General features: G+C 65.9%; 26 protein-coding genes. 16 read left to right on the forward strand and 10 right to left on the reverse strand.

Annotation, left to right across the window (positions count from 1 at the left end; genetic code table 11):
- Positions 1-48 precede the first annotated feature (48 nt).
- Positions 49-603 (forward strand): ActR/PrrA/RegA family redox response regulator transcription factor, encoded by a 555-nt coding sequence (locus R5H30_RS08915; protein WP_318327894.1) that lies wholly within the window; start codon positions 49-51, stop codon positions 601-603.
- 3 nt (positions 604-606) lie between these two features.
- Here R5H30_RS08915 and R5H30_RS08920 read toward each other — a convergent pair whose 3' ends face one another.
- The gene (locus tag R5H30_RS08920; protein WP_318327895.1) at positions 607-1,479 is read right to left on the reverse strand and encodes a LysR family transcriptional regulator; all 873 of its coding nucleotides are present in this window, start codon (positions 1,477-1,479) and stop codon (positions 607-609) included.
- Between the two features lie 104 nt (positions 1,480-1,583).
- Here R5H30_RS08920 and R5H30_RS08925 point away from each other — a divergent pair, with 104 nt between their 5' ends.
- The gene (locus R5H30_RS08925) at positions 1,584-1,757 is read left to right on the forward strand and encodes a hypothetical protein (protein ID WP_318327896.1); all 174 of its coding nucleotides are present in this window, start codon (positions 1,584-1,586) and stop codon (positions 1,755-1,757) included.
- A gap of 57 nt (positions 1,758-1,814) precedes the next feature.
- Here the strand turns inward: R5H30_RS08925 and R5H30_RS08930 are convergent, their stop codons facing one another.
- Entirely contained in the window at positions 1,815-2,300 is a 486-nt protein-coding gene (locus R5H30_RS08930; protein WP_318327897.1) for a GNAT family N-acetyltransferase, read from the reverse strand.
- Positions 2,297-2,890 (reverse strand): HD domain-containing protein, encoded by a 594-nt coding sequence (locus R5H30_RS08935; protein WP_318327898.1) that lies wholly within the window; start codon positions 2,888-2,890, stop codon positions 2,297-2,299. Before R5H30_RS08935 ends, R5H30_RS08930 begins: the two co-directional genes overlap by 4 nt.
- 148 nt (positions 2,891-3,038) lie before the next feature.
- Between R5H30_RS08935 and ahcY the strand changes: the two genes are divergently transcribed.
- Positions 3,039-4,433, forward strand: coding sequence for an adenosylhomocysteinase (gene ahcY / locus R5H30_RS08940; RefSeq protein WP_318327899.1), 1,395 nt, complete (start codon positions 3,039-3,041; stop codon positions 4,431-4,433).
- Between the two features lie 142 nt (positions 4,434-4,575).
- Positions 4,576-4,917 carry a DUF2853 family protein gene (locus R5H30_RS08945; RefSeq protein ID WP_318327900.1) on the forward strand — a complete coding sequence of 114 codons (342 nt, stop codon included), beginning with the start codon at positions 4,576-4,578 and terminating at the stop codon, positions 4,915-4,917.
- Between the two features lie 254 nt (positions 4,918-5,171).
- Here R5H30_RS08945 and R5H30_RS08950 read toward each other — a convergent pair whose 3' ends face one another.
- Genes R5H30_RS08950 through tsaD form a run of 5 tightly spaced genes read right to left on the reverse strand, consistent with a single transcriptional unit; the run spans position 5,172 to position 8,344 of the window.
- Complete coding sequence (locus R5H30_RS08950; protein WP_318327901.1) at positions 5,172-5,567, reverse strand: DUF1761 domain-containing protein; 396 nt, start codon at positions 5,565-5,567, stop codon at positions 5,172-5,174.
- Positions 5,568-5,597: 30 nt separating this feature from the next.
- Positions 5,598-6,017: an EVE domain-containing protein gene (locus R5H30_RS08955; protein ID WP_318327902.1), complete on the reverse strand. Its 420-nt coding sequence runs from the start codon at positions 6,015-6,017 to the stop codon at positions 5,598-5,600.
- Positions 6,017-6,292, reverse strand: coding sequence for a YciI family protein (locus R5H30_RS08960; RefSeq protein WP_318327903.1), 276 nt, complete (start codon positions 6,290-6,292; stop codon positions 6,017-6,019). The genes R5H30_RS08955 and R5H30_RS08960 overlap by 1 nt, the downstream gene beginning before the upstream one ends.
- 1 nt (position 6,293) lies before the next feature.
- Positions 6,294-7,256, reverse strand: a complete 963-nt coding sequence (locus tag R5H30_RS08965) for an NAD(P)H-dependent glycerol-3-phosphate dehydrogenase (RefSeq protein ID WP_318327904.1) — start codon at positions 7,254-7,256, stop codon at positions 6,294-6,296.
- Positions 7,253-8,344 (reverse strand): tRNA (adenosine(37)-N6)-threonylcarbamoyltransferase complex transferase subunit TsaD, encoded by a 1,092-nt coding sequence (tsaD, locus tag R5H30_RS08970; RefSeq protein ID WP_318328319.1) that lies wholly within the window; start codon positions 8,342-8,344, stop codon positions 7,253-7,255. Before tsaD ends, R5H30_RS08965 begins: the two co-directional genes overlap by 4 nt.
- 77 nt (positions 8,345-8,421) lie before the next feature.
- On the opposite strand from tsaD, the gene R5H30_RS08975 reads away from it, so the two are divergent.
- From R5H30_RS08975 to R5H30_RS08985, 3 genes are read left to right on the forward strand one after another with little or no spacing between them, the layout of a single operon-like run.
- Complete coding sequence (locus R5H30_RS08975) at positions 8,422-9,150, forward strand: uroporphyrinogen-III synthase (RefSeq protein ID WP_318327905.1); 729 nt, start codon at positions 8,422-8,424, stop codon at positions 9,148-9,150.
- Positions 9,151-9,201: 51 nt separating this feature from the next.
- On the forward strand, positions 9,202-10,602 hold the full coding sequence (locus tag R5H30_RS08980; protein WP_318327906.1) for a COG4223 family protein: 1,401 nt from the start codon (positions 9,202-9,204) through the stop codon (positions 10,600-10,602).
- 11 nt (positions 10,603-10,613) lie between these two features.
- Positions 10,614-12,134, forward strand: coding sequence for a heme biosynthesis protein HemY (locus R5H30_RS08985; RefSeq protein ID WP_318327908.1), 1,521 nt, complete (start codon positions 10,614-10,616; stop codon positions 12,132-12,134).
- Here R5H30_RS08985 and R5H30_RS08990 read toward each other — a convergent pair.
- On the reverse strand, positions 12,131-12,907 hold the full coding sequence (locus tag R5H30_RS08990) for an IclR family transcriptional regulator domain-containing protein (RefSeq protein WP_318327909.1): 777 nt from the start codon (positions 12,905-12,907) through the stop codon (positions 12,131-12,133). The two genes, R5H30_RS08985 and R5H30_RS08990, sit on opposite strands and share 4 nt — an antisense overlap.
- A gap of 132 nt (positions 12,908-13,039) precedes the next feature.
- Here R5H30_RS08990 and R5H30_RS08995 point away from each other — a divergent pair, with 132 nt between their 5' ends.
- The 6 genes from R5H30_RS08995 to rfbA all read left to right on the forward strand — a co-directional run bounded on the left by R5H30_RS08995 (position 13,040) and on the right by rfbA (position 19,311).
- Positions 13,040-14,359 (forward strand): Rieske 2Fe-2S domain-containing protein, encoded by a 1,320-nt coding sequence (locus R5H30_RS08995; RefSeq protein ID WP_318327910.1) that lies wholly within the window; start codon positions 13,040-13,042, stop codon positions 14,357-14,359.
- A 7-nt stretch (positions 14,360-14,366) separates the two neighbouring features.
- Positions 14,367-15,824, forward strand: a complete 1,458-nt coding sequence (locus R5H30_RS09000; RefSeq protein WP_318327911.1) for a glutamine synthetase family protein — start codon at positions 14,367-14,369, stop codon at positions 15,822-15,824.
- A gap of 144 nt (positions 15,825-15,968) precedes the next feature.
- Complete coding sequence (gene rfbC / locus R5H30_RS09005) at positions 15,969-16,532, forward strand: dTDP-4-dehydrorhamnose 3,5-epimerase (RefSeq protein WP_318327912.1); 564 nt, start codon at positions 15,969-15,971, stop codon at positions 16,530-16,532.
- A gap of 3 nt (positions 16,533-16,535) precedes the next feature.
- Entirely contained in the window at positions 16,536-17,576 is a 1,041-nt protein-coding gene (rfbB, locus tag R5H30_RS09010; protein ID WP_318327913.1) for a dTDP-glucose 4,6-dehydratase, read from the forward strand.
- The gene (gene rfbD / locus R5H30_RS09015) at positions 17,573-18,448 is read left to right on the forward strand and encodes a dTDP-4-dehydrorhamnose reductase (RefSeq protein WP_318327914.1); all 876 of its coding nucleotides are present in this window, start codon (positions 17,573-17,575) and stop codon (positions 18,446-18,448) included. Before rfbB ends, rfbD begins: the two co-directional genes overlap by 4 nt.
- The gene (gene rfbA / locus R5H30_RS09020) at positions 18,445-19,311 is read left to right on the forward strand and encodes a glucose-1-phosphate thymidylyltransferase RfbA (protein WP_318327915.1); all 867 of its coding nucleotides are present in this window, start codon (positions 18,445-18,447) and stop codon (positions 19,309-19,311) included. The genes rfbD and rfbA overlap by 4 nt, the downstream gene beginning before the upstream one ends.
- Positions 19,312-19,325: 14 nt before the next feature.
- On the opposite strand, the gene R5H30_RS09025 is transcribed toward rfbA, so the two are convergent.
- Entirely contained in the window at positions 19,326-20,138 is an 813-nt protein-coding gene (locus R5H30_RS09025; protein WP_318327916.1) for an ABC transporter permease, read from the reverse strand.
- 107 nt (positions 20,139-20,245) lie between these two features.
- On the opposite strand from R5H30_RS09025, the gene R5H30_RS09030 reads away from it, so the two are divergent.
- From R5H30_RS09030 to gap, 3 genes are all read left to right on the forward strand, one after another.
- Complete coding sequence (locus tag R5H30_RS09030; RefSeq protein ID WP_318327917.1) at positions 20,246-21,583, forward strand: KpsE/RkpR family capsule polysaccharide export protein; 1,338 nt, start codon at positions 20,246-20,248, stop codon at positions 21,581-21,583.
- Between the two features lie 4 nt (positions 21,584-21,587).
- Entirely contained in the window at positions 21,588-22,271 is a 684-nt protein-coding gene (locus R5H30_RS09035; RefSeq protein WP_318327918.1) for an ABC transporter ATP-binding protein, read from the forward strand.
- 199 nt (positions 22,272-22,470) lie between these two features.
- Positions 22,471-23,472 (forward strand): type I glyceraldehyde-3-phosphate dehydrogenase, encoded by a 1,002-nt coding sequence (gap, locus tag R5H30_RS09040; protein WP_318327919.1) that lies wholly within the window; start codon positions 22,471-22,473, stop codon positions 23,470-23,472.
- Positions 23,473-23,550: the final 78 nt, after the last annotated feature.

Below are 23,550 nucleotides of genomic sequence, written 5' to 3' on the forward strand. Positions count from 1 at the left end.
TCCGGTCCTCTGCCATAAATCCCCCTTTACACAACGGGATGACACGCAATGGCCGATATCAGTGAACGCGCTCTGGGGGCAGACAAGTCCCTGCTTCTCGTCGATGACGACGAGTCGTTTCTGCGCCGGCTTGCAAAGGCGATGGAAAAGCGCGGCTTCGAGGTCGAGATGGCGGAATCGGTGGCCGCCGGTCGCGCGATCGCCACGGCGCGGCCGCCGGCCTTCGCGGTGGTCGACCTGCGGCTCGAGGACGGCAACGGGCTCGATGTCGTGGAAGTCCTTCGGGAAAAGCGACCCGATGCGCGGGTGGTGGTGCTGACCGGCTACGGGGCCATCGCGACCGCCGTGGCCGCGGTCAAGATCGGGGCGACCGACTACCTGTCGAAACCCGCCGACGCCACCGATATCGTGAACGCGCTGCTGGCCAAGGGCGACGACATGCCACCGCCGCCGGAAAACCCGATGAGCGCCGACCGGGTGCGCTGGGAGCATATCCAGCGGGTCTACGAGCTTTGCGACCGCAACGTGAGCGAGACCGCGCGGCGCCTCTCGATGCACCGGCGCACCCTGCAGCGCATCCTTGCCAAGCGCTCGCCGCGCTGACCCTCAGGCGACCTGCCGTTTCAGCCAGCGGACGAACTGCCGGACCCGGGGCGAGACCCGCCCGGGCCGGGTGAGGATGTAGTAGGCGAGCTCTGTCTTGGCAGCCTCGCAGAGCACCACAAGACGGCCCGCGGCGACGTCGCGCTCCACGAGGGCCCAGGGCAGGATCGAGATCCCCTGCCCGGCAAGGATCGCTTGGTAGACCATCATCAGGTTGTCGAGTTCGGTGACGCGCAGCGCGTCGAGGTCGAGCCCGTTGGCCCGCGCCCAGATCTTCTCTTCGTCGCGACCTGCCTCCATGAGAAGGTGCGCATCCCGGATATCCTCGAGGGCGCGGATCTTCAGCCGGTGGGCAAGCTCTGGCGCCGCGACGACCGCGTGGCCGGCGGAGACCAGCCGCTCTGTCTCGACGCCCGTCCATGTGCCGTGCCCGTAGCGGATCGCGAGATCGAACCCGTCGCGCCGCAGGTCGACCAGTTCCGCTCCGGGTGAAAACTCGACCGCGATCTCGGGGTGCGCTTCCCAGAAGCGACCGATGCGCGGCATCAGCCAGTTTCCGGCAAAGGACGGGGTCAGCGCCACGCGCAGCGGGCGCACCGCGTCGCGCTCGGCGAGGTCGCGCGCCGCGCCGGCGATCCGGGCGAAGCCGTCCGAAAGGTTGTCGGCGAAGTCGCGGGCGACGTCAGTCACCGCCATGCCCTGCCCTTCGCGCCGCATCAACTCGGCGCCGAAATGATCTTCGAGCGTGCGGACGTGCTGGGCGATCGCGGCATGGGTGACATTGAGTTCACGGGCCGCGGCCGAATAGCTCCGGTTGCGCGCGGCGGCCTCGAAGGCGCGCAGCGCCGCGAGGGACGGCAGGGCGTTCAGCGGCATCGCTCACCTGTTAGTCTGACTTACATGTGGTCAAGCATACTGATTCGGTGATGGCGGTGCAAACACCTACAGTGATGGACATGACGACAAGAAAGGAGACAGTCATGCTTACACTTCTCGCAGATGTCCTGATGACCGCAACCGGGCAGAGCCGGCGACACGATCGTTATCCGGACCGGCACGATGACCACCCCTGGGCCGACCGCTTCGTGCCGCAGCACCGACAGCCGCCAAGCCACGACCCCTACCGGTTCAACCCCTATCGGGACCTCTGGTGATCCCCGTTGCACCGGAGCCCGCGCGGCGGGCGGTTGACGCTGCCCGCCGCAACCGGATCACAGATCGTAGCGCTTGAGCCGCTTGTCGACGATCTGGCCGGTGTCCAGCCGGACGCCTTCACGCAGGCCGTAGTCACGAAAGCCGCGGCTCTGGTAGTAGGTCAGTCCGCCGGTGTTGTCGGCGCGGATCGTGGCGTTGATCCATACATATCCCAGCCGTTTCGCGGCCTCGGCAGTGGCGGCGAAGAGTTTCGAGCCGATGCCGAGGCCGGTCTGACCGATCTGCACGAAGGTGGCGATGTCGGCAGCTTCCGGCGGCAGGTCGGGGTTCGGATTGATCCACTGGAAGCCGACGACCTCTTCGCGGTCGTCGATGGCGACATGCCAGGCCGAAAGATCACCGCCGCGGGCCATCCAGTCGGAAATGTCCTCGCCGGTCACCGGCCGTGTCAGAGCGGTCGTGCCGCCCTCGGCGATGATCTCGTTGAGCAGGCGCGCCATGCTCTTGGTGTCGAGCGCGGTGGCCGGGCGAACGCAGATCATGACATCTCTTTCAGCAGCGCGTCGTGGCGCGCGGTGAAATCCCTGCGCGTTTCGACCGGCGGGCGCAGCACGATGTCGAGCCCGTCGATCAGCCCCGCTGCCGGCGCGCCGAAGAACCGGGTCGCCTCGGCTTCGGAGAAACCGGCGATGCGCGTGGCCTCCATCCAGGCACTGATGCGGTCGGCTTTCTTGATCTGGCTCTTCACCGTCTTGGGCAGCGTTGCCGGCAGACCGAACCGCAGGTGGATCGCCGCCGTCAGCCGGTCGTCCAGCGCCCCGTAGTTCGGACCGACGGCGGCCTTCACCGGCGAGATCATGTCGCCGATGACGTATTCCGGCGCATCGTGCAGCAGGGCGGCCAGTTTCCAGCGCGCCGGGGCCGACGGCGCGATCCTGCAGAACAGCGTTTCGACCAGCAGCGCGTGTTCCGCGACCGAATAGGCATGGTCACCGCGCGTCTGGCCGTTCCAGCGTGCGACGAAGGCCAGCCCATGGGCGATATCCTCGATCTCGATGTCCATCGGGGTCGGGTCGAGAAGGTCGAGCCGGCGACCCGAGAGCATTCTCTGCCATGCGCGGGGCTGTTTCATCGAATGGTCCTGTCCTCGCCGATCACGCGGTCCCTTCTGGACCGACTGCCGCCCGGCCGCAATGCCCCGCGAATGCGCGCGGGCTGGCCGCATTGTGCGCCCCGGGGCGCGATGGTAAAGGCGGCGCAGACCCAATGGAGATGAACCCGTGAGCACCGAATACATCGTCAAGGACATCAACCTCGCCGACTACGGGCGCAAGGAACTCGACATCGCCGAGACCGAGATGCCGGGCCTGATGGCACTGCGCGCGGAGTACGGCGAGAGCAAACCGCTCAAGGGCGCGCGGATTGCGGGATCGCTGCACATGACGATCCAGACCGCGGTCCTGATCGAGACGCTGGTGGCGCTGGGCGCATCCGTGCGCTGGGCGTCCTGCAACATCTTCTCGACGCAGGATCACGCGGCGGCGGCGATCGCGGCCGGCGGTACGCCGGTCTTCGCGATCAAGGGCGAGACGCTCGAGGAATATTGGGACTACGCCGACAAGATCTTCGATTTCCCCGAAGGCACCTGCAACATGATCCTCGACGACGGCGGCGATGCGACGCTTTACATCCTGCTCGGCGCGCGCGTCGAGGCCGGCGAGGAAGAGCTGATCGCGGTGCCGAAGTCCGACGAGGAGGTCGCGCTTTTCGCTCAGATCCGCAAGCGCATCGCGAAAAGCCCGGGCTGGTTCGCCAAGCAGCGCGAGGCGATCCAGGGCGTGTCCGAAGAGACCACGACCGGCGTCAACCGGCTTTACCAACTCAAGAAGCAGGGCCACCTGCCCTTCCCGGCGATCAACGTGAATGATTCCGTGACCAAGTCGAAGTTCGACAACAAGTATGGGTGCAAGGAAAGCCTCGTCGACGGCATCCGTCGTGCGACCGACACGATGATGGCCGGCAAGGTCGCCGTGGTCTGCGGCTACGGGGACGTCGGCAAGGGTTCGGCGGCCTCTCTGCGCGGCGCGGGCGCACGCGTGAAGGTGACCGAGGTTGATCCGATCTGTGCGCTGCAGGCGGCGATGGACGGGTTCGAGGTGGTGCTTCTGGAGGACGTCATCGACAGCGCCGATATCTTCATCACCACCACCGGCAACAAGGACGTGATCCGGCTCGAGCACATGCGCGGGATGAAGGACATGGCAATCGTCGGCAACATCGGTCACTTCGACAACGAGATCCAGGTCGCGGCGCTGAAGAATCACAAGTGGACCAACATCAAGGACCAGGTGGACATGATCGAGATGCCCTCGGGCAACCGCATCATCCTGCTGTCCGAAGGCCGCCTGCTGAACCTCGGCAACGCCACCGGCCACCCGTCCTTCGTGATGTCGGCGTCCTTCACCAATCAGGTGCTGGCGCAGATCGAACTGTGGTCGCGCGCCGACAAGTACGACAACGACGTCTACATCCTGCCCAAGCATCTCGACGAGAAGGTCGCGCGGCTGCATCTCGAGCGGATCGGCGTGAAGCTGACGCAGCTCGATGCCGAGCAGGCCGATTACATCGGCGTGAAGCCCGAAGGCCCGTTCAAGCCGGAACATTACCGCTACTGATCGTCTCCGCGCAGCGGGCTCGGCGACGAACGGCTGCGCGCGGACCCGGCGCCAGAAATTTCTTTGTCGGGCCGCTCGATCCCACTAGGGTCTTCCGCGGGGTCAGCCTGACTGGCCGCGGTGTCATTAGAGGGAGAGATTCATGGGAAAGAGAGACGATCTGATCGCGCGATACGCTGAGGATCTCAGGAACAAGTGCGGCATGACGCCGGACATGGACCTGTTGACCAAGGTCACCATCGGTTGCGGGCCGGCGATATACAATGACGACGCCAGCACGGTCGCGGGCTCGCAGACCTCCGAGCTGGAGACGATCAAGGAGAACTTTCTCATGAAAAAGCTCGGCCTGCCGGACGGGCCCGAGCTGATGGGCGGGATCTACAAGGCCATCGACACCTACGGCAAGTCCGAGCGCAACAAGTACCGCGCGGTCGTCTACTATCTGCTGACCAAGCATTTCGGCAAGGAATCGGTTTACGGCTGAACCGCCGCCGCAGTTTCGACAAGACGCCGTCCGCCACGGGCGGCGTTTCTCATTTGAGACATATGCAGGGTTCTTGCTGTTTGATTTTGCACCGCTGCCGGGTTACCCCTGCACCGGGCCAGAACGGCCGGACCGAGTTTCGAACACATGCGGTGGACTGGGAGCATGTGGGGTAAGGAAAGGGTTCCGGCGCGGGGTCGGGACCCTTTTCGTTTTGTCCGTGACCTCGCGCCGAAAGCGCGGCACGGCGCGCTTCAGAACAGCGTCAGGACGGTTGCGATCACGGTTGAGCCGAAGGTCGCATACCCGCCGTCGATGAGAACAAGATCCCGTGGCTTGCCGCCGAAGGCGTAGAAGGTCGCGATCCATGGCGTGACGAGAAACAGCCCGATGCCAAGCCCGGCGACGAAGCCTTCGCCTGGCGTGTCGATACCGCTGAGGACGAAGGTGTGGCGCATCATCCCTGCCACGAGAATGCAGCCGACAAGCGAGGTGATGTAGGGCACCGGATTGCTGCGATTGATGGGCTTGCCCTCCGCGTCCAGCGCAACGCCGGAAACCGCCATCCAGCGTGTCGCAAAAACCGTGTACCAGATGGCCCCGAAAATGAAGCCGGAGATGCCAGCGATGAGGACGCTCAGTATGCCCATGGGGTGTCTCCGCAGTTGCGCGAAGCCAGTCTAGGCCGAAATGCCCGCCATGTCGCAGACGATTTCCCACTCGGCGTCCGTCACCGGCTGCACGGACAGCCGCGAGTTTTTGACCAGCACCATCTCGGACAGGCGTTCCTCGGCCTTGATGTCGTCGAGCGTCACGGGCGTTTCGACGGGTGTCACCGCCTTGATGTCGACGCACTCCCACCGCGCGTCATCGGTCGTGCTGTCGGGATGGGCTTCGGCAATCACCTCGACGACACCGACGACGGCCTTCTCGCTTTGCGAATGGTAGAAGAAGCCGCGGTCGCCACGTTTCATCTCGCGCATGAAATTGCGTGCCTGGTAGTTGCGCACGCCGTCCCATTCCTCGCCCGCGTCTCCCTTGGCGACCTGGTCATCCCAGCTCCAGGTCGAGGGTTCTGACTTGAAGAGCCAGTAGGCCATCAGCCGATCACCCGCTTCCAAGCGGTCAGCGTGACCGTGTCGAACAGGCCGGCCTTCGCGTAGGGATCGTTGTTGGCCCAGTCCCGCGCCGCGGCCATGTCCGGGACGTCGAGCACGATCAGCGAGCCGATCATGCCGCCCTCGTCGTCGAGCAGCGGGCCGGCCTGCTGCACGGTTTCGGCCGAGGCTTGCAGGTATTCGAGATGGGCGGGGCGGTTTTCCTGCCGGACCGGCAGGGCACCGGCCTTGTCCTTGGCGACGAGCGCAACGAGCATGTCATTCTTCCTTCAGGGGGCGCGAAAGCAGCGCCGAAATGGCGTCGGCGACATCCAATCGCTTTTCCACGAGACCCGCAACCGCCGAGGTGATCGGAAGATCGACGCCCTGCCGCCGGGCAAGTTCGCGCACCGCCAAGGCGGTGTCGGCACCCTCGACGGTGGTTGCCCTGTCGAAGTCCGTTCCGCGACCGAGCGACAGTCCCAAGCGGTAGTTGCGCGACTTTTCCGAGGCGCAGGTCAGGGCCAGGTCTCCGAAGCCCGACAGCCCGGCGAGGGTTTCGGCGCGCGCGCCCAGTGCTACCGCGAGGCGCTGCATCTCGGCATAGCCCCGCGTCATCAGTGCCGCGCGCGCGCTCTCGCCCTGGCCGGCCCCGATCGCCGCACCGCAGGCGATGGCGATCACGTTCTTGAGCGCGCCGCCAAGTTCGGCCCCGGTCACGTCCGTGGTCCTGTAGAGACGCAGCGCACGGGTCGACAGGCGCTCTTGCAGCAGGGCACCCGTCTCGGGCTGCGCGCAGGCAAGCGTCAGCGCCGTCGGCAGCCCGGCGGCGATGTCGACGGCAAAACTCGGCCCCGTCAGGATCGCGGCGCGGGCGCGTGGCAGGCAATCCGCGATGACCGAAACCGGCCCGAGACCGGTGGCCAGTTCCATGCCCTTGCAGCAGGCGACCAGCGTCTGTGCCTCCAGCGCCGCGCCGTGTGCGGAGAGAAAGCCGCGCAGCTTCTGCAGCGGTATGGCCAGCAGCACCGTGTCATGTCCCGTCGTTTCTGCGATGTCGGCCGTCACCGTCACGCTGTCCGGCAAGGGGCGTCCGGGCAGACGCGTGGCATTCTCCCGGTGCGCGCGCATGGCCTCGGCGGCCTTCGGGTCGCGCGCCCAGAGCGTTACCGGACCGTTCTGCGAAACCGCGATGGCAAGCGCGGTCCCGAACGCTCCGGCCCCGAGTACCGCGACGCTCATGCCTTGGCGCCCTTGCGGCCGCCGCCCAGCATCGCGGGTTTCGAGCTGTCGAGCGGCCAGCGCGGCCGGGCGGAGAACTCCAGCCCGTCCCCCGGGCCGGACCGCTCGAGCGCCGCATAGGCGATCATCGCGGCATTGTCCGTGCAAAGCGCCAGCGGCGGAGAGACAAACTCCGCGCCGGTCTCCCGTGCCACGTTCTCGAGGCGGGCGCGGATGGTGGCGTTGGCGGCAACGCCACCTGCGACGCAGAGGCAGGGCGTGACGGGCGCATCGGCCAGATAGATCGCAAGCGCGCGGCGTGCCTTTTCGGCCAGCACGTCGGCCACGGCGTCCTGGAACGCGGCGGCAAGATCGGCCCGGTCGGCCCGACGCAGCCCGCCGTGCTCGGCTACCAGCGCGTCGCGGGTGCGCAGAACGGCGGTTTTCAGGCCCGAGAACGACAGATCGCAGCCGGGCCGGTCGAGCAGAGGGCGCGGCAAGGCGAACCGGGCGGGATCGCCGGCCTCGGCACAGGATTCGACCGCCGGTCCGCCGGGCTGCGGCAGGGCCAGCAGCCGCGCGACCTTGTCGAAGGCCTCGCCCGGCGCGTCGTCGATGGTGCCGCCGAGCCGTTCGAAATCGTCCGGGCCGCGCACGATCTGGAACTGGCAGTGACCGCCCGAGACCAGCAGCAACAGGTAGGGATAGGCCACGTCGTCGGTCAAGCGCGGCGTCAGGGCATGACCGGCGAGGTGGTTGACCGCGTGCAGCGGTTTGCCGGTCGCCATCGCGAGCCCCTTGGCGCACATCACGCCCGACAGTACGCCGCCGATCAGGCCGGGGCCGGCGGTAACCGCGATGGCGTCAATGTCGGAAAGGGCCAGACCGGCCCCGGCCAGAGCCTCTTCGACCGTCGTGTCGAGCTTTTCGGCATGGGCGCGCGCGGCGATTTCAGGCACGACCCCGCCAAAGCGGCCGTGCAGTTCGGTCTGGCCGTGAACGACCGAGGTCAGGATTTCGACTTGCCCATCCGCGCGTCGTCGCACGATGGCCGCGGCAGTGTCGTCGCAGCTGCTTTCAATCCCCAGGACAGTGTGCGTCTCGTTCAAGGTCCAATACCGTTGCATGCGGCTTTCCCCGCAGGTAACACCGGCGGGTCTGGCAAACAATCCCGGGGAGCGCCGCATTGGGGGCAGCGCAGATACCGATCATCCTGACGCGCCCCGAAGGCACCAACGACGCGCTTCTGGAATGCCTGTCGCCGCGCGCCCGTGACCTGCTGTTGCCGATCCTCAGCCCGTTGATCGAGATCGTTCCGCTGACCGTCACGCCGGACCTCTCGCAGATCGATGCGGTGATCTTCACCTCTTCGAACGCGGTGCGGCTGGCGCCGGAGGGCGCGGACCGGATCGCGTTCTGCGTCGGCGCGCGCACCACGGCGCTGGCACGCGATCGCGGCTGGCACGCGGTCCTGTCCGGAGAGAATGCGGACGCGCTGGTCGCCGAATTGGCGATGCAGGAGCCGGGACACTTCGTGCATCTCGCCGGACGCCACCGGCGCGGCGAGATTGCGCGGCGCCTGACGGAAGCCGGGCATACGGTCGACACCTTCGTCCTTTACGAGCAGCGCGCCCGGCCCCTGACCGACGCCGCCCGCGCGGCGCTGGCTGCCCGTCCGAGCCCCATCGTGCCGCTGTTCTCGCCGCGTACGGCGATGCTTTTTGCCGAGAGCCTGCGCGAGGGCGAGGCGTTCGTTCCGGTCGCCCTGAGCCGCGCAGTGGCCGGACCGGTGGTCGGTCGCGGCGGTCGGACAATGCACATCCCGCGATCTCCAACGCTGGATGAAATGGCTCGCACCATTGAAAAAATCGCTTTCGGCTTAGCTTGGGTTGAGGGGTCACGCGGCGGCGAGTAAGCTTTCCGGGTGCAAGACCGCTGTGCACGCAGAATCGAGAAGGTGGATGCCGTGGCGAAGTCGACCAAACCGGAGGACCCGAAGTTCACGACGGCCGAAGAGACCGGGAAGGGCGCGGCCGACTTGACGAAAAAGGCCTCGTCCGACACGGCGGAGGCCGCCGAGACGCCACCGGTTCCGGAGCTGTCGGGCGATCCAAAGCTCGACGATCCGGTCGCACCGGAGACCGGCGACGCACCTCTTGATGACGACGCGTCCGATGCGTCGACCGAGGACGAATTCGACGCGGATCCCGACGAGAACATGTCTTGGGACCCGGTCGACGACGACGAGGGCGACGCCTACGATGACGACCGGGACGTCTATGACGACGAGGATGACGAGGTAGAGGACTACCGCGCGTCCGAGACCGCTCCGCCTCCGGAGGCAACAGATGAAGCGCCCGCCGACGATCCGAGCATCTGGCCGGCGGTCCTCGGCGGTGTCATCGCCGCGGTGATCGGGTTTCTGCTGGGCCGCGCCGAAGTGCTGGACAACTACTTGCCCGCGGCCCTGCAGCGCCCGAGCGTGGACCTTTCAGAAATCCAGGCGGATATCGAGCGGCTCGGCAGCGCGGTGGCCGCGCAGTCGTCGCGCATCGACACTGTCGAGGGCGCGGTGACGAATATCGAACCGGCCGCATCGGATACCGCCGAGATCGATGCCGTGCGCGCGATGGTGTCGCAAGTGCAGAGCGCGATCGACAGCGTCGAGGCCCGGCTGCAATCGGTCGAGGAACGCCCGATCGCCGTACCGTCCGACGACGCGGCCCAACAGGAGGCGTTCGCGGGATTGCGGCAGACACTCGACCAGCAGCGGCAAGCGATCGACGCGCAGAAACAGGCGCTGGACCAGCAGAACCAGGAAATCGCGCGGCTGTCGGGCGAGATCGACGGGGCGCAATCCGAAGCAGAGGCGGAGGCCCGGCGTACGCTTGCGAGGGCCGCGCTGACCCGGGTCGTGACTGCGGTGGACAGTGGCTCGGGTTTCGAGCTTGCGCTGAGCGACCTGCAGGAGACCGGGGCGGTCGACGTGCCGCCCGAGCTTGTGGAGGCCGCGCCGACCGGCGTGCCGACGATGGGAGAACTGCGCGAGAGCTTCCCGGATGCCGCGCGGGCCGCGCTGTCTGCCGCGCGCGCGGGGCCGGACGCGAGCGCCGGTCTGACCGGGTTCCTGAAGCGCCAGCTTGGTGCGCGCTCGGTCAGCCCGCGCGAGGGCGATGACCCCGACGCCGTGCTGTCACGGGCCGAAGCCGCGCTGAACGACGGCCGGCTCGACGCGGCGCTGGGCGAGATCGAAGCCCTGCCGCAGGTCTCGCAGGATGCCATGTCGGACTGGCTCGAAACCGCCCGGGCGCGCGCCCAAGCGCAGGCGGCGGCCGATACCCTGTCGAAAAGCCTGACGACTAACTGAGGAACTTGGACATGCTGTGGTCACTGGTCAAAATCGTCCTCTTCGTGTGTGCCATCGCGCTGCTGGCGCTGGCTGCCAAGTACCTGCTGGAAAGCCAAGGCGGGGTGCAAGTCACCGTGGCGGGCACTGAATACAATTTCGGCCCGCTCGAATCGGTGATCGCCGCGGTCGTGCTGGTGATCCTTGTCTGGATCTTCCTCAAGCTGCTGACCCTGCTGATTGCGACGCTGAAGTTCTTGAACGGGGATGAGACCGCGCTGTCGCGCTATTTCGACCGCAATCGCGAGCGCAAGGGGTTCGAGGCTTTGTCCGAGGGACTGATGGCGCTGGCCAGCGGCGAGGGCCGGGTGGCGATGAACAAGGCCGCCAAGGCGGACCGCTATCTCAACAAGCCCGCGCTGACCAACCTGCTGACGGCACAGGCCGCCGAGATGGCCGGGGACCGGCGCAAGGCCGAGGAGACCTATCGCAAGCTGGTGGCGGATGACGCGACGCGCTTTGTCGGCGTGCGCGGGATCATGAAGCAAAAGCTTGCGGACGGCGACACCGACACGGCGATGCTGCTGGCTGAAAAGGCGTTCGCGCTCAAGCCCAAGCACGAAGAGACGCAGGACATCCTGCTCAAGCTGCAGGCCGACAAACACGACTGGGAAGGCGCGCGCAAGACGCTGAACGCCAAGCTCAAGTACGGCAGCCTCCCGCGCGACGTGCATAAACGGCGCGACGCGGTGCTGGCGCTGTCCGAAGCGAAGGACGTGCTCGACGAGGGCAAGAGCATCGAGGCGCGCGAGGCGGCGATCGCGGCGAACAAGCAGTCGCCGGACCTGATCCCGGCGGCGATCATGGCGGCGCGCAGCCACATCGACCAGGACAACAAGCGCTATGCCACGCGAATTCTCAAGAAAGCCTGGGAGGCGCATCCGCATCCCGACCTCGCGGCGACCTTCGCGGCGATCGAACCCGACGAGAAGCCCGAGGCACGGATCAAGCGGTTCAGCACTCTGACCCGGATCAAGCCGGACCATCCGGAAACCCGGATGCTGCTGGCCGAGCTCTACATCGCCGCCGAGGACTTTCCGGCGGCGCGCCGGGCGCTGGGCAACCTCGTCGAAACCGATCCGACGGTGCGCTCGGTCACGCTGATGGCGGCGATCGAACGCGGCGAAGGTGCCCCGGATACGGTGGTGCGCGGCTGGCTGGCGCGGGCGCTGACTGTATCGCGCGGCCCGCAATGGATCTGCGACAACTGCCAGCATATCCACACCCACTGGGTGCCGATCTGCGAGAATTGCGCCGGGTTCGACACGCTCGACTGGAAGACGCCGCCGATGACCGAGGTCGCGATGCCGGGGGGTGTCCAGATGCTGCCGCTGATCGTCGGAACGCTCGAGGAACCGGCGCCCGAACCGGTGCCGGACGACACGGCGGAGATTCCCGAGGCGGAACCGGTCGGCGAAGAGGCCGATACGACGCCAGCGGCGCCGAAAGACGAACCTGCGGTCGACTCCAGCGGCGGGACGCTCCGGCCCTAAAGCGCGCCGGACCGGGCCAGCGTATTGGCGCAGGCCTGAAGCAGGCCGATGCAGCGGTCCACCGCGTCCGCTGTGCCGACGGTCACCGAGGGTTCCGACATGCCCAGTGCCATCGGGCCCGCAGCGTCTGCCGCGACCGGAACCGCAAGCCCCATGGCACCTGCCTCGAATTCGCCGTCGACGGTGATCCATCCCTGCACCCGCGCGGTGTCGACGGCCCGGGCGATTGCAGACGGGTCGGTTTCGGTCCGTGGCGTGTGGCGGATGACGTCCATCTGTCGGATCAGGGCGCGCGCGGCGTCGCGGTCGAGCCCGGCCAGCAGCATGCGTCCGACCGCCGTGCTCGGGGCGGGAAGTCGGCTGCCGACGGTGAATCCCAGCGAGGGGGCCGAGGCGCGCGCCGTCGATTGCGCGATGTAAAGGGCGGACCGGTCGTCGAGCGCCGCCAACGAGATCGTGCTGCCGAGATCCTCGGCAAAGCGGTTCAGCACCGGTTGCACCAGCGCCCCGATGCGATTGGCGCGCAGATAGGCGCCCGCATGGCGCAAAACGCGCGGGGTCAGGCGAAAGCTGCGGCCGGACTTCTGCAGGTATCCAAGGTGCGCCAGCGTCAGGACAAGCCGCCGCACCGCGGCGCGATCCAGCCCTGTGATCTCGACGATCTGCGGCATGGTCAGATCCTGCCGGGTCTCGTCGAAGGCCGACAGCACCGCCAGCCCCTTGACGAGCGTTCCGGAGACATCGCGCGGCGAAGTCGTCTGAGGTTCTGGCATTGCGCGTCCTTCCCGGCTCGCCTCCGCGCTTGACAGGTCGGCGGAAAGTCGAAACTCTGTAATATATAACAATCCGTGCGTTATTTGACAAATGCAAGGTTCAGGCAGCCGACGCCACCGGGAGGACCGACAATGATCAGCAAGGAACTCAATGACACAATCACGCGCATCGGACCGGGCACCGAGGCTGGCGCGGTGATGCGGCGCTACTGGCAGCCTGCTGCCCTGTCGGACGAGCTTGCCGGAAACCGCCCCGTCGTGCCGGTCCGGCTGTTGGGTGAGGACCTTGTCCTGTTTCGCGACAGCCAGGGCGAATTGGGGCTGATCGCCCGTGGCTGCCCGCATCGTGGCGCGGACCTGTGCTATGGCCGGCTCGAGGACAATGGGCTGCGCTGCCCGTTCCACGGCTGGCATTTCGACCGCACGGGCCAGTGCGTCGAACAACCCGCCGAGCCCGAAGGCTCGCGCATGCACGAACGCATCCGCACCACCGCCTACCCGGTCGTTGAGAAGAACGGCATCGTCTTTGCCTACATGGGTCCGGGCGATCCGCCGCCGTTTCCGAATTTCGACTGCTTCCGCGCGCCCGGAAGCCACGTTTTCGCGTTCAAGGGTCTTTGGGAGTGCAACTGGCTGCAGGCGCTCGAGGTCGGGATCGACCCGGCGCATGCCTCGTTCCTGCATCGCTTCCTGCAGGACGAGGACCCCGAGGAAGGCTACGGCAAGCAGTTCCGCGACAAGGCGGCGGACACCGAGATCCCGATGACGCGGCTGTTGCGGGAATACCCTCGCCCTGAGATCACCGTCGAGGACACCGACTATGGCCTGCGCATCGTCGCCCTTCGGCATCTCGACGACGGACGCACACATGTCCGGGTCACGAACCAGATCTTTCCCGAAGCGATCTCGATCCCGATGTCGCGCGAGATGATCATCACGCAATGGCACGTGCCCGTCGATGACGAAACCTGCTACTGGTACTCCATGTTCACGAGCTTCGGAAAACCGGTCGACAAGGAGCTGATGCGCGCCCAGCGCCTGAAAGAGCATCGCCTGCCCGACTACGCGCCGCTCAAGAACAAGCGCAACGGATACGGCTTCGACCCCGAGGAACAGGCGCGCGAGACCTATACCGGGATGGGGCTCGACATCAATGTGCACGACCAGTGGGCGGTGGAAAGTCCGGGACGGATCTTCGACCGTACGAAGGAGCATCTCGGCAAGAGTGACGTGGCGATCATCGCCTACCGGCGCAAGCTGCGCGCCGCCATCGCCAGCCTGAAGGATGGTGAGGCCGGGGCGCTTCCGATGTGGAACGACACCGATTCGCGGGAGGTTTTCGGGCCGGTCTCGAACGACACCATCGCCTCGGGAGGCGACTGGCAAAGCGCCTATGCAGAAAGCGACCGCGCGCGCCGCGCCGCCTGCGCGGACTGGGACGCCAGCCTGTGAGCGGCGCGTGACCGACCGGCTCGACGAGATCGCGCAGGGGCGGCTGGCCCGCGACGGGCTGCTGACGCCTGAGGCGGTGGCCGCCGCGCGTGATCTTTGCCGCAGGGTCGGCGAGAGTGACGTCGAGACCGTGCGCGTTCTCTTCGCCGACCAGCACGGTATCCTGCGCGGCAAGACCATCGTCGCCTCCGCGCTGCCTGCGCTGTTCCGCTCCGGGATGAACGTCACTTCGACCCTGCTCTTGAAGGATACGTCGCACCGCACCGTGTTTCCGGTCTGGTCCGGGGCCGGCGATGTGCCCGGCGGGCTGCAGGGCGCGTCGGACATCCTGATGGTTCCGGACCCCGAGACCTTCCGCTCCCTGCCCTGGACCGACGCCTCGGCATGGATTCTCTGCGATGCCCGCCACCTGTCGGGCGCGGCGATCGCCTTCGATGCCCGCACGATTCTGAAAAAGGCGATCGCCCGGCTTGCCGAGCGGGGCCTCGGGATGCTGGTCGGGCTGGAGGTCGAGTTCCACGTTTTCGCGCTCGACGATTCCCGTCTGGCGCACGGCGATGCCACCATGCCGGCGCGACCGCCCGGGACGCGCAACCTGACGCCGGGCTACCAATACCTGACCGAGCTGCGCTATGCCGCCGCCGAGACCGTGCTTGACGATCTGCGCCGGGCATCCGCCGCAATCGGTCTGCCGATCCGCTCGATGGAGATCGAGATGGGGCCGAGCCAGTTCGAGTTCACCTTCGACCCGGCGGATCCCCTGACCCATGCCGACAACATGGTGATCTTCCGCACGCTCGTGAAAGAGGTCTGCGCCGCGCGGGGTCTGCATGCGACTTTCATGTGCCGCCCGGCACTCGAGAATTGCGCGGCAAGCGGCTGGCACCTGCACCAGTCGGTGATCGACGACGCCACCGGCGAGAACCTGATGGTGCCGCAGGACGGCGGTACGCTCAGCGATACGGCTAGCGGCTGGATCGCGGGTCTGCTGGAGCATGCGGCCGAGAGCTGCCTGCTCACCACGCCGACCGTTAACGGGTACAAGCGCTACCGCCCGCAGCAACTTGCCCCGGACCGCATACAGTGGGGCCGCGACAATCGCGGTGCCATGGTGCGCGCGTTGATGCATCCCGACGACCCCGCGAGCCGGGTGGAGAACCGCGTAGCCGAACCTGCGGCCAATCCCTACCACTACTTCGCCAGCCAGATCCTGTCAGGGCTCGACGGCATAGACCGCGGACTTGCCGCGCCGGCCGCTGTCGAAAGTCCGTACGACGCCGACGCCCCACGCCTGCCGCAGACCCTGAATGCGGCGATTGCAGCCTTCGAGGCGTCGCGTTTCTACCGCGGGGCGCTGGGCGATGCCTGTGTCGACCACCTCGTAACCATCCGACGCGCGGAATGGGACCGGTATCGCACCGCGGTCTCGGCCTGGGAACAAGCGGAGTACTTCGGCATTTATTAAGTCCCGCGCCGCGATATTGCCTTGCGCATGCCGCGATGCCCACGTTTCGTGCCGACGGCGAACTGTTCCGGCGCTTCGCGGATGACAGTCCGTGCCCAAATTGCTAAGGGGACGGCGTTCTATTGATGATTTCAGGAGAGTCTTGTGCTGGTTGAACGAACGAAACTCGACGGCGTGCTCTTACTCACGCCGAAACGGTTCGGAGACCAGCGCGGGTTCTTCAGCGAAAGCTGGAGCCGCCGGCAGTTCGAGGCGGAAGGGCTGACTTTCGACTGGGTACAGGACAACCATTCGCTCTCCGCGCAGACCGGCACTGTGCGCGGGCTTCATTTCCAGTCACCTCCGCATGCCCAGGACAAGCTGGTGCGCTGCGGGCGCGGGGCGCTGTTCGACGTGGCCGTCGACATCCGCAAGGGCTCGCCCACGTTCGGGGATTGGGTTGGCGTCGAGTTGAGCTTCGAGAACGGAAAGCAGCTGCTGGTCCCGGCCGGTTTCCTGCACGGTTTCGTCACCCGGCAGCCGGACACCGAAATCATCTACAAGTGCTCGGACTACTATGCGCCCGAGTGCGACGGTGCCGTGCACTACGACAGCCCCGAGATCGGTATTGACTGGGGGCTGGGCGGCATCGACCCCGTGCTCTCCGACAAGGACAGCGCCGCGCCCACCCTGTCGAATTTCGACAGCCCATTTGTCTACGGGGATTGATCCATGAAACTGCTCGTCACCGGCGGCGCCGGGTTCATCGGATCCGCGGTCGTGAGGCTTGCCGTCGAGCGCGGCTACGATGTCGTCAACCTCGATGCGCTGACCTATGCCGCTTGTCTCGACAACATAGCAAGCGTGGCAGACGATCCGCGCTACGCCTTCGAACACGTCGACATCCGTGACCGTCCGGCGCTCGCGCGGGTTCTCGCGGCGCATGAACCCGACGCGATGATGCATCTTGCCGCAGAAAGCCACGTCGACCGGTCTATCGACGGACCCGGCGACTTCATCGAGACCAACATCACCGGCACCTACTGCCTGCTCGAAGCGGCGCGCGCGTTTTGGGAAGGCAAGGGACGGCCCGAGGCGTTTCGTTTCCACCACATCTCGACCGACGAGGTCTTCGGATCGCTGGGTGACACCGGACAATTCACCGAAGAGACACCTTACGCGCCGAACAGTCCCTATTCCGCGTCGAAAGCCGCCAGCGACCACCTGGTCCGGGCCTGGCACGAAACCTATGGCCTGCCCGTGGTGATGACGAACTGCTCCAACAATTACGGGCCCTACCACTTCCCGGAAAAGCTGATCCCGGTGGTGATCCTGAATGCGTTCGCAGGCAAGCCGATCCCGGTCTATGGGCAGGGCGAGAACGTGCGCGACTGGCTTTACGTCGAGGATCACGCCGACGCCCTGCTGACCGTGCTGGAGCGCGGAGCGGTCGGGCGGAGCTACAACATCGGCGGCGAGAACGAGGCCCGCAACATCGACCTCGTCCGCATGATCTGCACCATCCTCGACGAGAAACGACCCGGCCAAGCACCGCATGCCGATCTGATCGAATTCGTGGCCGACCGACCCGGGCACGACCTGCGCTACGCGATCGACCCGTCGCGCATTGCCGGAGAACTCGGCTGGCGTCCGTCCGTGACGCTCGAACAGGGGCTCGAAAAAACCGTGCAGTGGTTCCTCGACAACGAGGCCTGGTGGCGCGCCCTGCAGGACCGCAAGGGTGTCGGTCATCGGCTGGGTGTCACGGCATGAAACTGCTGGTTTTCGGCAAGACCGGGCAGGTCGCAACGGAGCTGCGTCGCCATGCCAGTGACGGGGTCGAGGTCTTGGCGCTCGGGCGCGAGGATGCCGATTTCTCCGATCCGGCACGGTGTGTCGACCATGTCGAGCGGACCGACGCCGACGCGGTCATCATCGCGGCGGCCTACACCGCCGTCGACAAGGCCGAGAGCGAGGAAGACCTCGCGCTGACGGTCAATGCCAGCACGCCCGGTGCGATCGCCCGGGCCTGTGCGGTGCGCGACTTGCCGGTCATCTATGTTTCCACTGACTATGTTTTCGACGGGGCCGGCACGCGGCCCTCTTGCCCCGAAGATCCGACGGGGCCGCTCGGGGCCTACGGGCGCACGAAACTGCGCGGCGAAGAGGCGGTCCGCGGCACGGCGGGCAAGGCGCATGCCATCCTTCGGACCTCCTGGGTGTTTTCCGCGCATGGGGGCAATTTCGTGAAGACAATGCTGCGGCTCGGGGCCGAGCGCGACCGGCTGACCATCGTTGCCGACCAGGTCGGCGGACCGACCCCGGCGGCCGAAATCGCGTCGGCCTGTACCACGATCGCACGCGCTCTCGCCGGGAACCCGGAGCATTCCGGCACCTACCATTTCAGCGGCGCGCCGGATGTAAGCTGGGCGGATTTCGCGCGCGAGATCTTCGCGCAGTCCGGCCTGTCGTGCGAGGTCGCCGACATCCCGACGCGCGATTACCCAACCCCGGCGCAGCGGCCGCTCAACTCGCGCATCGACTGCGCGCGCACGACCGAGGTCTTTGGCATCGCGCGTCCCGATTGGCGAAAAGGGCTGGCGCAGGTGCTTGCCGAACTTGATCACCAGAAGGCGGATACATGACACGACGCAAGGGCATCATCCTCGCCGGCGGCTCCGGTACGCGGCTTTACCCGATCACGATGGGCGTGTCGAAGCAGCTGCTGCCGATCTACGACAAGCCGATGGTCTACTATCCCCTGACCGTTTTGATGCTGGCCGGTATCCGCGACATCGCGGTGATCACGACGCCCGAGGATCAGGCGCAGTTCAAGCGCTTGCTGGGCGACGGCAGCCATTGCGGCGTCAGTCTGACTTACATCGTCCAGCCCTCGCCCGATGGCCTGGCGCAGGCCTTCATCCTTGCCGAGGACTTTCTGGATGGCGCGCCTTCGGCCCTGGTGCTGGGCGACAACATCTTTTTCGGTCACGGCCTGCCCGAGCTTCTGGCCGAGGCGGATGCGCAGGAAAGTGGCGGCACGGTTTTCGGCTACCAGGTGGCCGACCCGGAACGCTATGGCGTGGTCGATTTCGACGAGACCGGCACCGTGCGCGGCATCATCGAGAAACCCGAAGTGCCGCCGTCGAACCACGCGGTCACGGGGCTTTACTTCGTCGATGCCACCGCTCCGGAAAAGGCGAGGCAGATCGAACCCTCCGCCCGCGGCGAACTCGAGATCACCACGCTGCTCGAGATGTATCTCGCCGAGGGCAGCCTGACCGTGCAGCGTATGGGGCGCGGGTATGCATGGCTCGACACCGGCACCCATGCCAGCCTGCTGGACGCAGGTAATTTCGTGCGCACGATCGAGCAGCGGCAGGGTCAGCAGATCGGGAGCCCCGAAGAGGTCGCCTTCCAGAAGGGATGGATTAGGCGCGACGATCTCGCCCGCGAGGCGGAGCGCTACGCCAAGAACGATTACGGAACCTACCTGTCGAAGCTCTGACGCTTGGCGGGCGCCTACATCTGGTCCAGGATCTCGCGGTTGTAGCGGTTGAGAAAGATCAGGCCGATCACCAACAGCGCCATGCCGACGCCGACGGGGTAAAGCAGTTCGACGTATTCCCCGCGATATTGTGGATAGAAGGCCCTGCGCATCTGGCCGATCAGATGCACAAGCGGGTTCCACCACAGGTATTGCTGCGCGAAAGGCGGCACGTCGTCGAACAGGAAGATAATCCCGGAAATCAGGAACAATGGACGGTTGAGCACCTTCCAGAACCGTTCCCAGACCGGGAAGTAGGCTCGCACGAAGCAGTTCATCGTGCCGATGCCCACTCCGAAGATCGCCGCCGCGCCGATCCCGCTCATCAGGATCCAAGGGTCGATGGCGGTTCGCGTCTCCCAGATCAGCATGATGCCCGACAACAGGACGAAAAAGACCGTCATCTGGGTCAGGAAGGTCAGGGTGAACCGTGCGAGGATCGCGTCGGCATAGGTGACGCTCGGGTAAAACAGAAGCGACTTCGAGAACTTCATCGACTTCGAGATCTTGCCCTCAAGCTGGGTGTACATCATGAACGGCAAAAAGCCGGTCGCGTAGAACATCGGGAAGTTCACGCCAAGGGGCGGCGTCCGCGCGACGAGGCTGAAGACGGCCGACAGCAAGGCGATGCCCGCCACCGGTTCCATGATCGCCCAGAGATAACCGCCCGGGGACCGGCCATAGGTCGTGGTCATCTCGCGCATGATCAGCGCGCCGACGGCCCGAAACGCCTTGAAGCGGCGGCCATTGGCGGGCCGCGGACGACCGGAAGGAAGAGCGAGCGACATGACGAAACCTTTACCGTGCCAGATAGCACTTTAGTACGCCTCGCTTAGAGGATAAAACACATAAGATGCGGCGGAGCGACACGAAGGTGCCGGACTTGGACGATACGTTGAGAAATTCCAGAGGCGACGCACCGCAGGAGAGCGACGACCCGTCTGGGGGCGACGGTCGCGGCTCGGGTGCGCCGCGCAAGCCCGCCGCCGAACAGGGCCGCCGCAACCAGGGCGACAAGCCGCCCGCCAAACGCAAGCAGCAGCAGATGGAGGTCGCGCGTCCCAAGGCGCAGCGCCGCAACCAGCAGCGCGACGCGGCACTCGGCAACGTTCCGCGACCGGCCCGCCCCGCCCGGACCCGGCGCCGGCATGTCAGCACAGTCCTGAGCTTTTTCCTCCTCGTCGTACTGCCGGTCGCGACCGTTTGGTGGTATCTCAACAATCGCGCGGCAGACCAGTACGTCAGCCATGTCGCTTTTTCGGTGCAGCGCGAGGAAAGCTCGTCCGCGATGGAAATCCTCGGCGGGCTCACCGCGCTTTCGAGCGGCAGTTCCTCGGACCCCGACATTCTCTACGAGTATATCCAGAGCCAGGAACTGGTGCGTCGTATCGACGAACGGCTCGATTTGCGTGCGCTTTATTCGAAACCGGAACAGGACGTCTATTTCGCCTACGACACCAGCGGCACCATCGAGGACCTGACCGAATATTGGCAGTCGATGACGAAGATCTACTACGACAGCACAGCTGGTACGATCGAGTTGCTGGTGCTGGCCTTCGACCCGGACGATGCCCAGCAGATCGCACAGGCGATCTACGACGAGAGTTCGCTGATGATCAACGAGCTCAGCTCGATCGCGCGCGAGGACGCCACGCGCTACGCGCGCGAAGAGTTGGAAAAGGCCGTCGAACGCCTCAAGGACGCGCGGCTGGCGATCACCGCCTTCCGCAACGAACACCAGATCGTCGACCCGAACGCGGACATCCAGGGCCAGATCAGCCTCGTCACCACGCTACAGGAACAGCTTGCCGCGGCGCTGATCGAGCTCGACTTGCTCGAGCAGACGTCGCAGTCCAACGACCCGCGTCTCGAACAAGTGAACCGCAAGATCGAGGTCATCAACGACCGCATCAGCGAAGAGCGCAACAAGTTCGGCGCGCTCAATGTGCGCGACAGCCAGGCCTACTCGACGATCATCGGCGAGTACGAGAGCCTGACCGTGGACCGCGAGTTCGCCGAGCAAGCCTACCTGGCCGCGCTGTCGACCTTCGACACCGCCCAGGCCGAGGCGCAGCGCAAGAGCCGGTACCTCGCAGCATACGTAAAACCGACACGGGCTGAGCGCTCCACCTATCCCGAGTGGGACACCATTCTGATCGTCACGACGCTGTTTGCGCTGCTGTCCTGGGCCACCATCGTCCTGCTGTCCTACGCGCTGCGGGACCGGAGGTGACGGGGTGATCCGCCTCGAGAACGTCTGGAAATCCTACACGCGCGGCGGACATCGCACCGTGGTTGCCGCGGGGATCAACGCGACCTTTCCCAGCGGGGTCAGCGTCGCGCTTCTGGGACGCAACGGGGCGGGCAAGTCGTCGATGCTGCGCATGATCGCGGGCACCATGCCGGTGGATCGCGGGCGCATCTGGTCGACAGGCACGATTTCCTGGCCGGTCGGCTTCTCGGGCAGCTTTCACGCCGAGCTCTCGGGCGCCCAGAACACCCGCTTCATCGCGCGTCTTTACGGTGTCGACACCGACGAGCTGATGGACTTCGTCGGCGGTTTCTCGAACCTCGGGCACCACTTCTACAACCCGCTGCGCACCTACTCGTCCGGCATGAAGTCGCGCCTCGCCTTCGGCATCTCGATGGGCATCAAGTTCGACACCTATCTGGTGGACGAGGTCACGTCGGTCGGTGACCGGGACTTCAAGCGCAAGGCCCGGCGCGTCTTCAAGGCCCGCATGGCCGATTCAAGTGCAATCGTGGTGTCCCACTCGACCAAGATGGTGCTCGATCTCTGTGACGCCGGGGCCGTGCTTGAGAACGGCAACTTCATCTACTACGAGGACATCCGCGACGCGATCGAGCATCACGACTGGAACCTAGAGAACGGCTCGCGGCGCATCCGGCAGATCGGGTGAGGCAACCCGTCAAGCCGCGGTTTCCTGGCGCGCGCGGCATGGACTTCGCATCGGTCTCCGGTGCAGGCTCGTCGCAACTTGGTCCGGCGGTGGTCAGTTCGAGACCGGACCGGTGCCGACAGTTGTGAAGTTAGCGCTACCAATCGGAAATCGGCGTCTGTAGAAGGATGCCGGAAGGAAAAATGCAGGAGACTGTGGAATGTCGATCAACATAGCAATCAACGGGTTCGGACGGATCGGGCGCTGCGTTCTCCGCGCGCTTCTCGAACGGGATACCGGCGACATCAACGTGGTCGCGATCAACGACCTGACGACGCCGGAAACCCTGATGCACCTGCTGAAGTACGACAGCGTGCACGGCCGGCTGGGAACCGACGTGGCGCTGGACGGCGACACGATGAAAGTCGGCGGGCACGAGATCCGCATGACGGCGCTGCGCAATCCTCAGGAGCTGCCTTGGAGCGACGTCGACATCGTCTTCGAATGCACCGGCATCTTCACCGCGCGCGACAAGGCCGCGCTGCACCTCGAAAACGGGTCCAAGCGGGTTCTGGTCTCGGCCCCGGCCACCGGGGCGGACCGGACAATCGTCTACGGCGTCAACCACGACGAGCTGACGGCCGACGATGTCATCGTCTCGAACGCATCCTGCACGACCAACTGCCTTGCGCCCGTCGCGCAGGTTCTTGACCAGGCCGTGGGCATCGAGACCGGCTACATGACCACGATCCACGCCTATACCGGCGACCAGCCGACCCATGACGCGCCGCACAAGGATCTCTACCGCGCCCGTGCCGCCGCCCTGTCGATGATCCCGACGTCAACCGGGGCCGCGCGCGCGATCTCGCTGGTCCTGCCGCATCTCGAGGGACGTCTCGAAGGTTCCGCCGTCCGCGTGCCGACGGCCAACGTCTCGCTGGTCGACCTTTGCTTCATGCCCCGCAAGCCGACCGATGCCAAGGCGATCAACGCCGCCATGCGCGAGGCCGCCGAGGGCCGGCTTAAGGGTATCCTCGCCTACGAGGAAGCGCCGCTTGTCTCGATGGACTTCAACCACGACCCGCATTCGTCGAGCTTCGCCCCGGCGCAGACCCGCGTCACCGACGGCGGCATGGTGCGCGTGGTCAGCTGGTACGACAACGAGTGGGGCTTTTCGAACCGCATGAGCGACACAGCGCTGGCGATGGGCAAGCTGCTCTGACCCGAAACGACAGCGACTGAAACCGAAAGCGGCGCGCCCTCTCGGAGGCGCGCCGCTTTTTTTTGTAGTTCGGGCCGT

The sequence above is a fragment of the Roseobacter sp. FCG-D35 genome (genome assembly GCF_033436665.1).
Taxonomy (GTDB): Bacteria; Pseudomonadota; Alphaproteobacteria; order Rhodobacterales; family Rhodobacteraceae; genus JAWQFO01.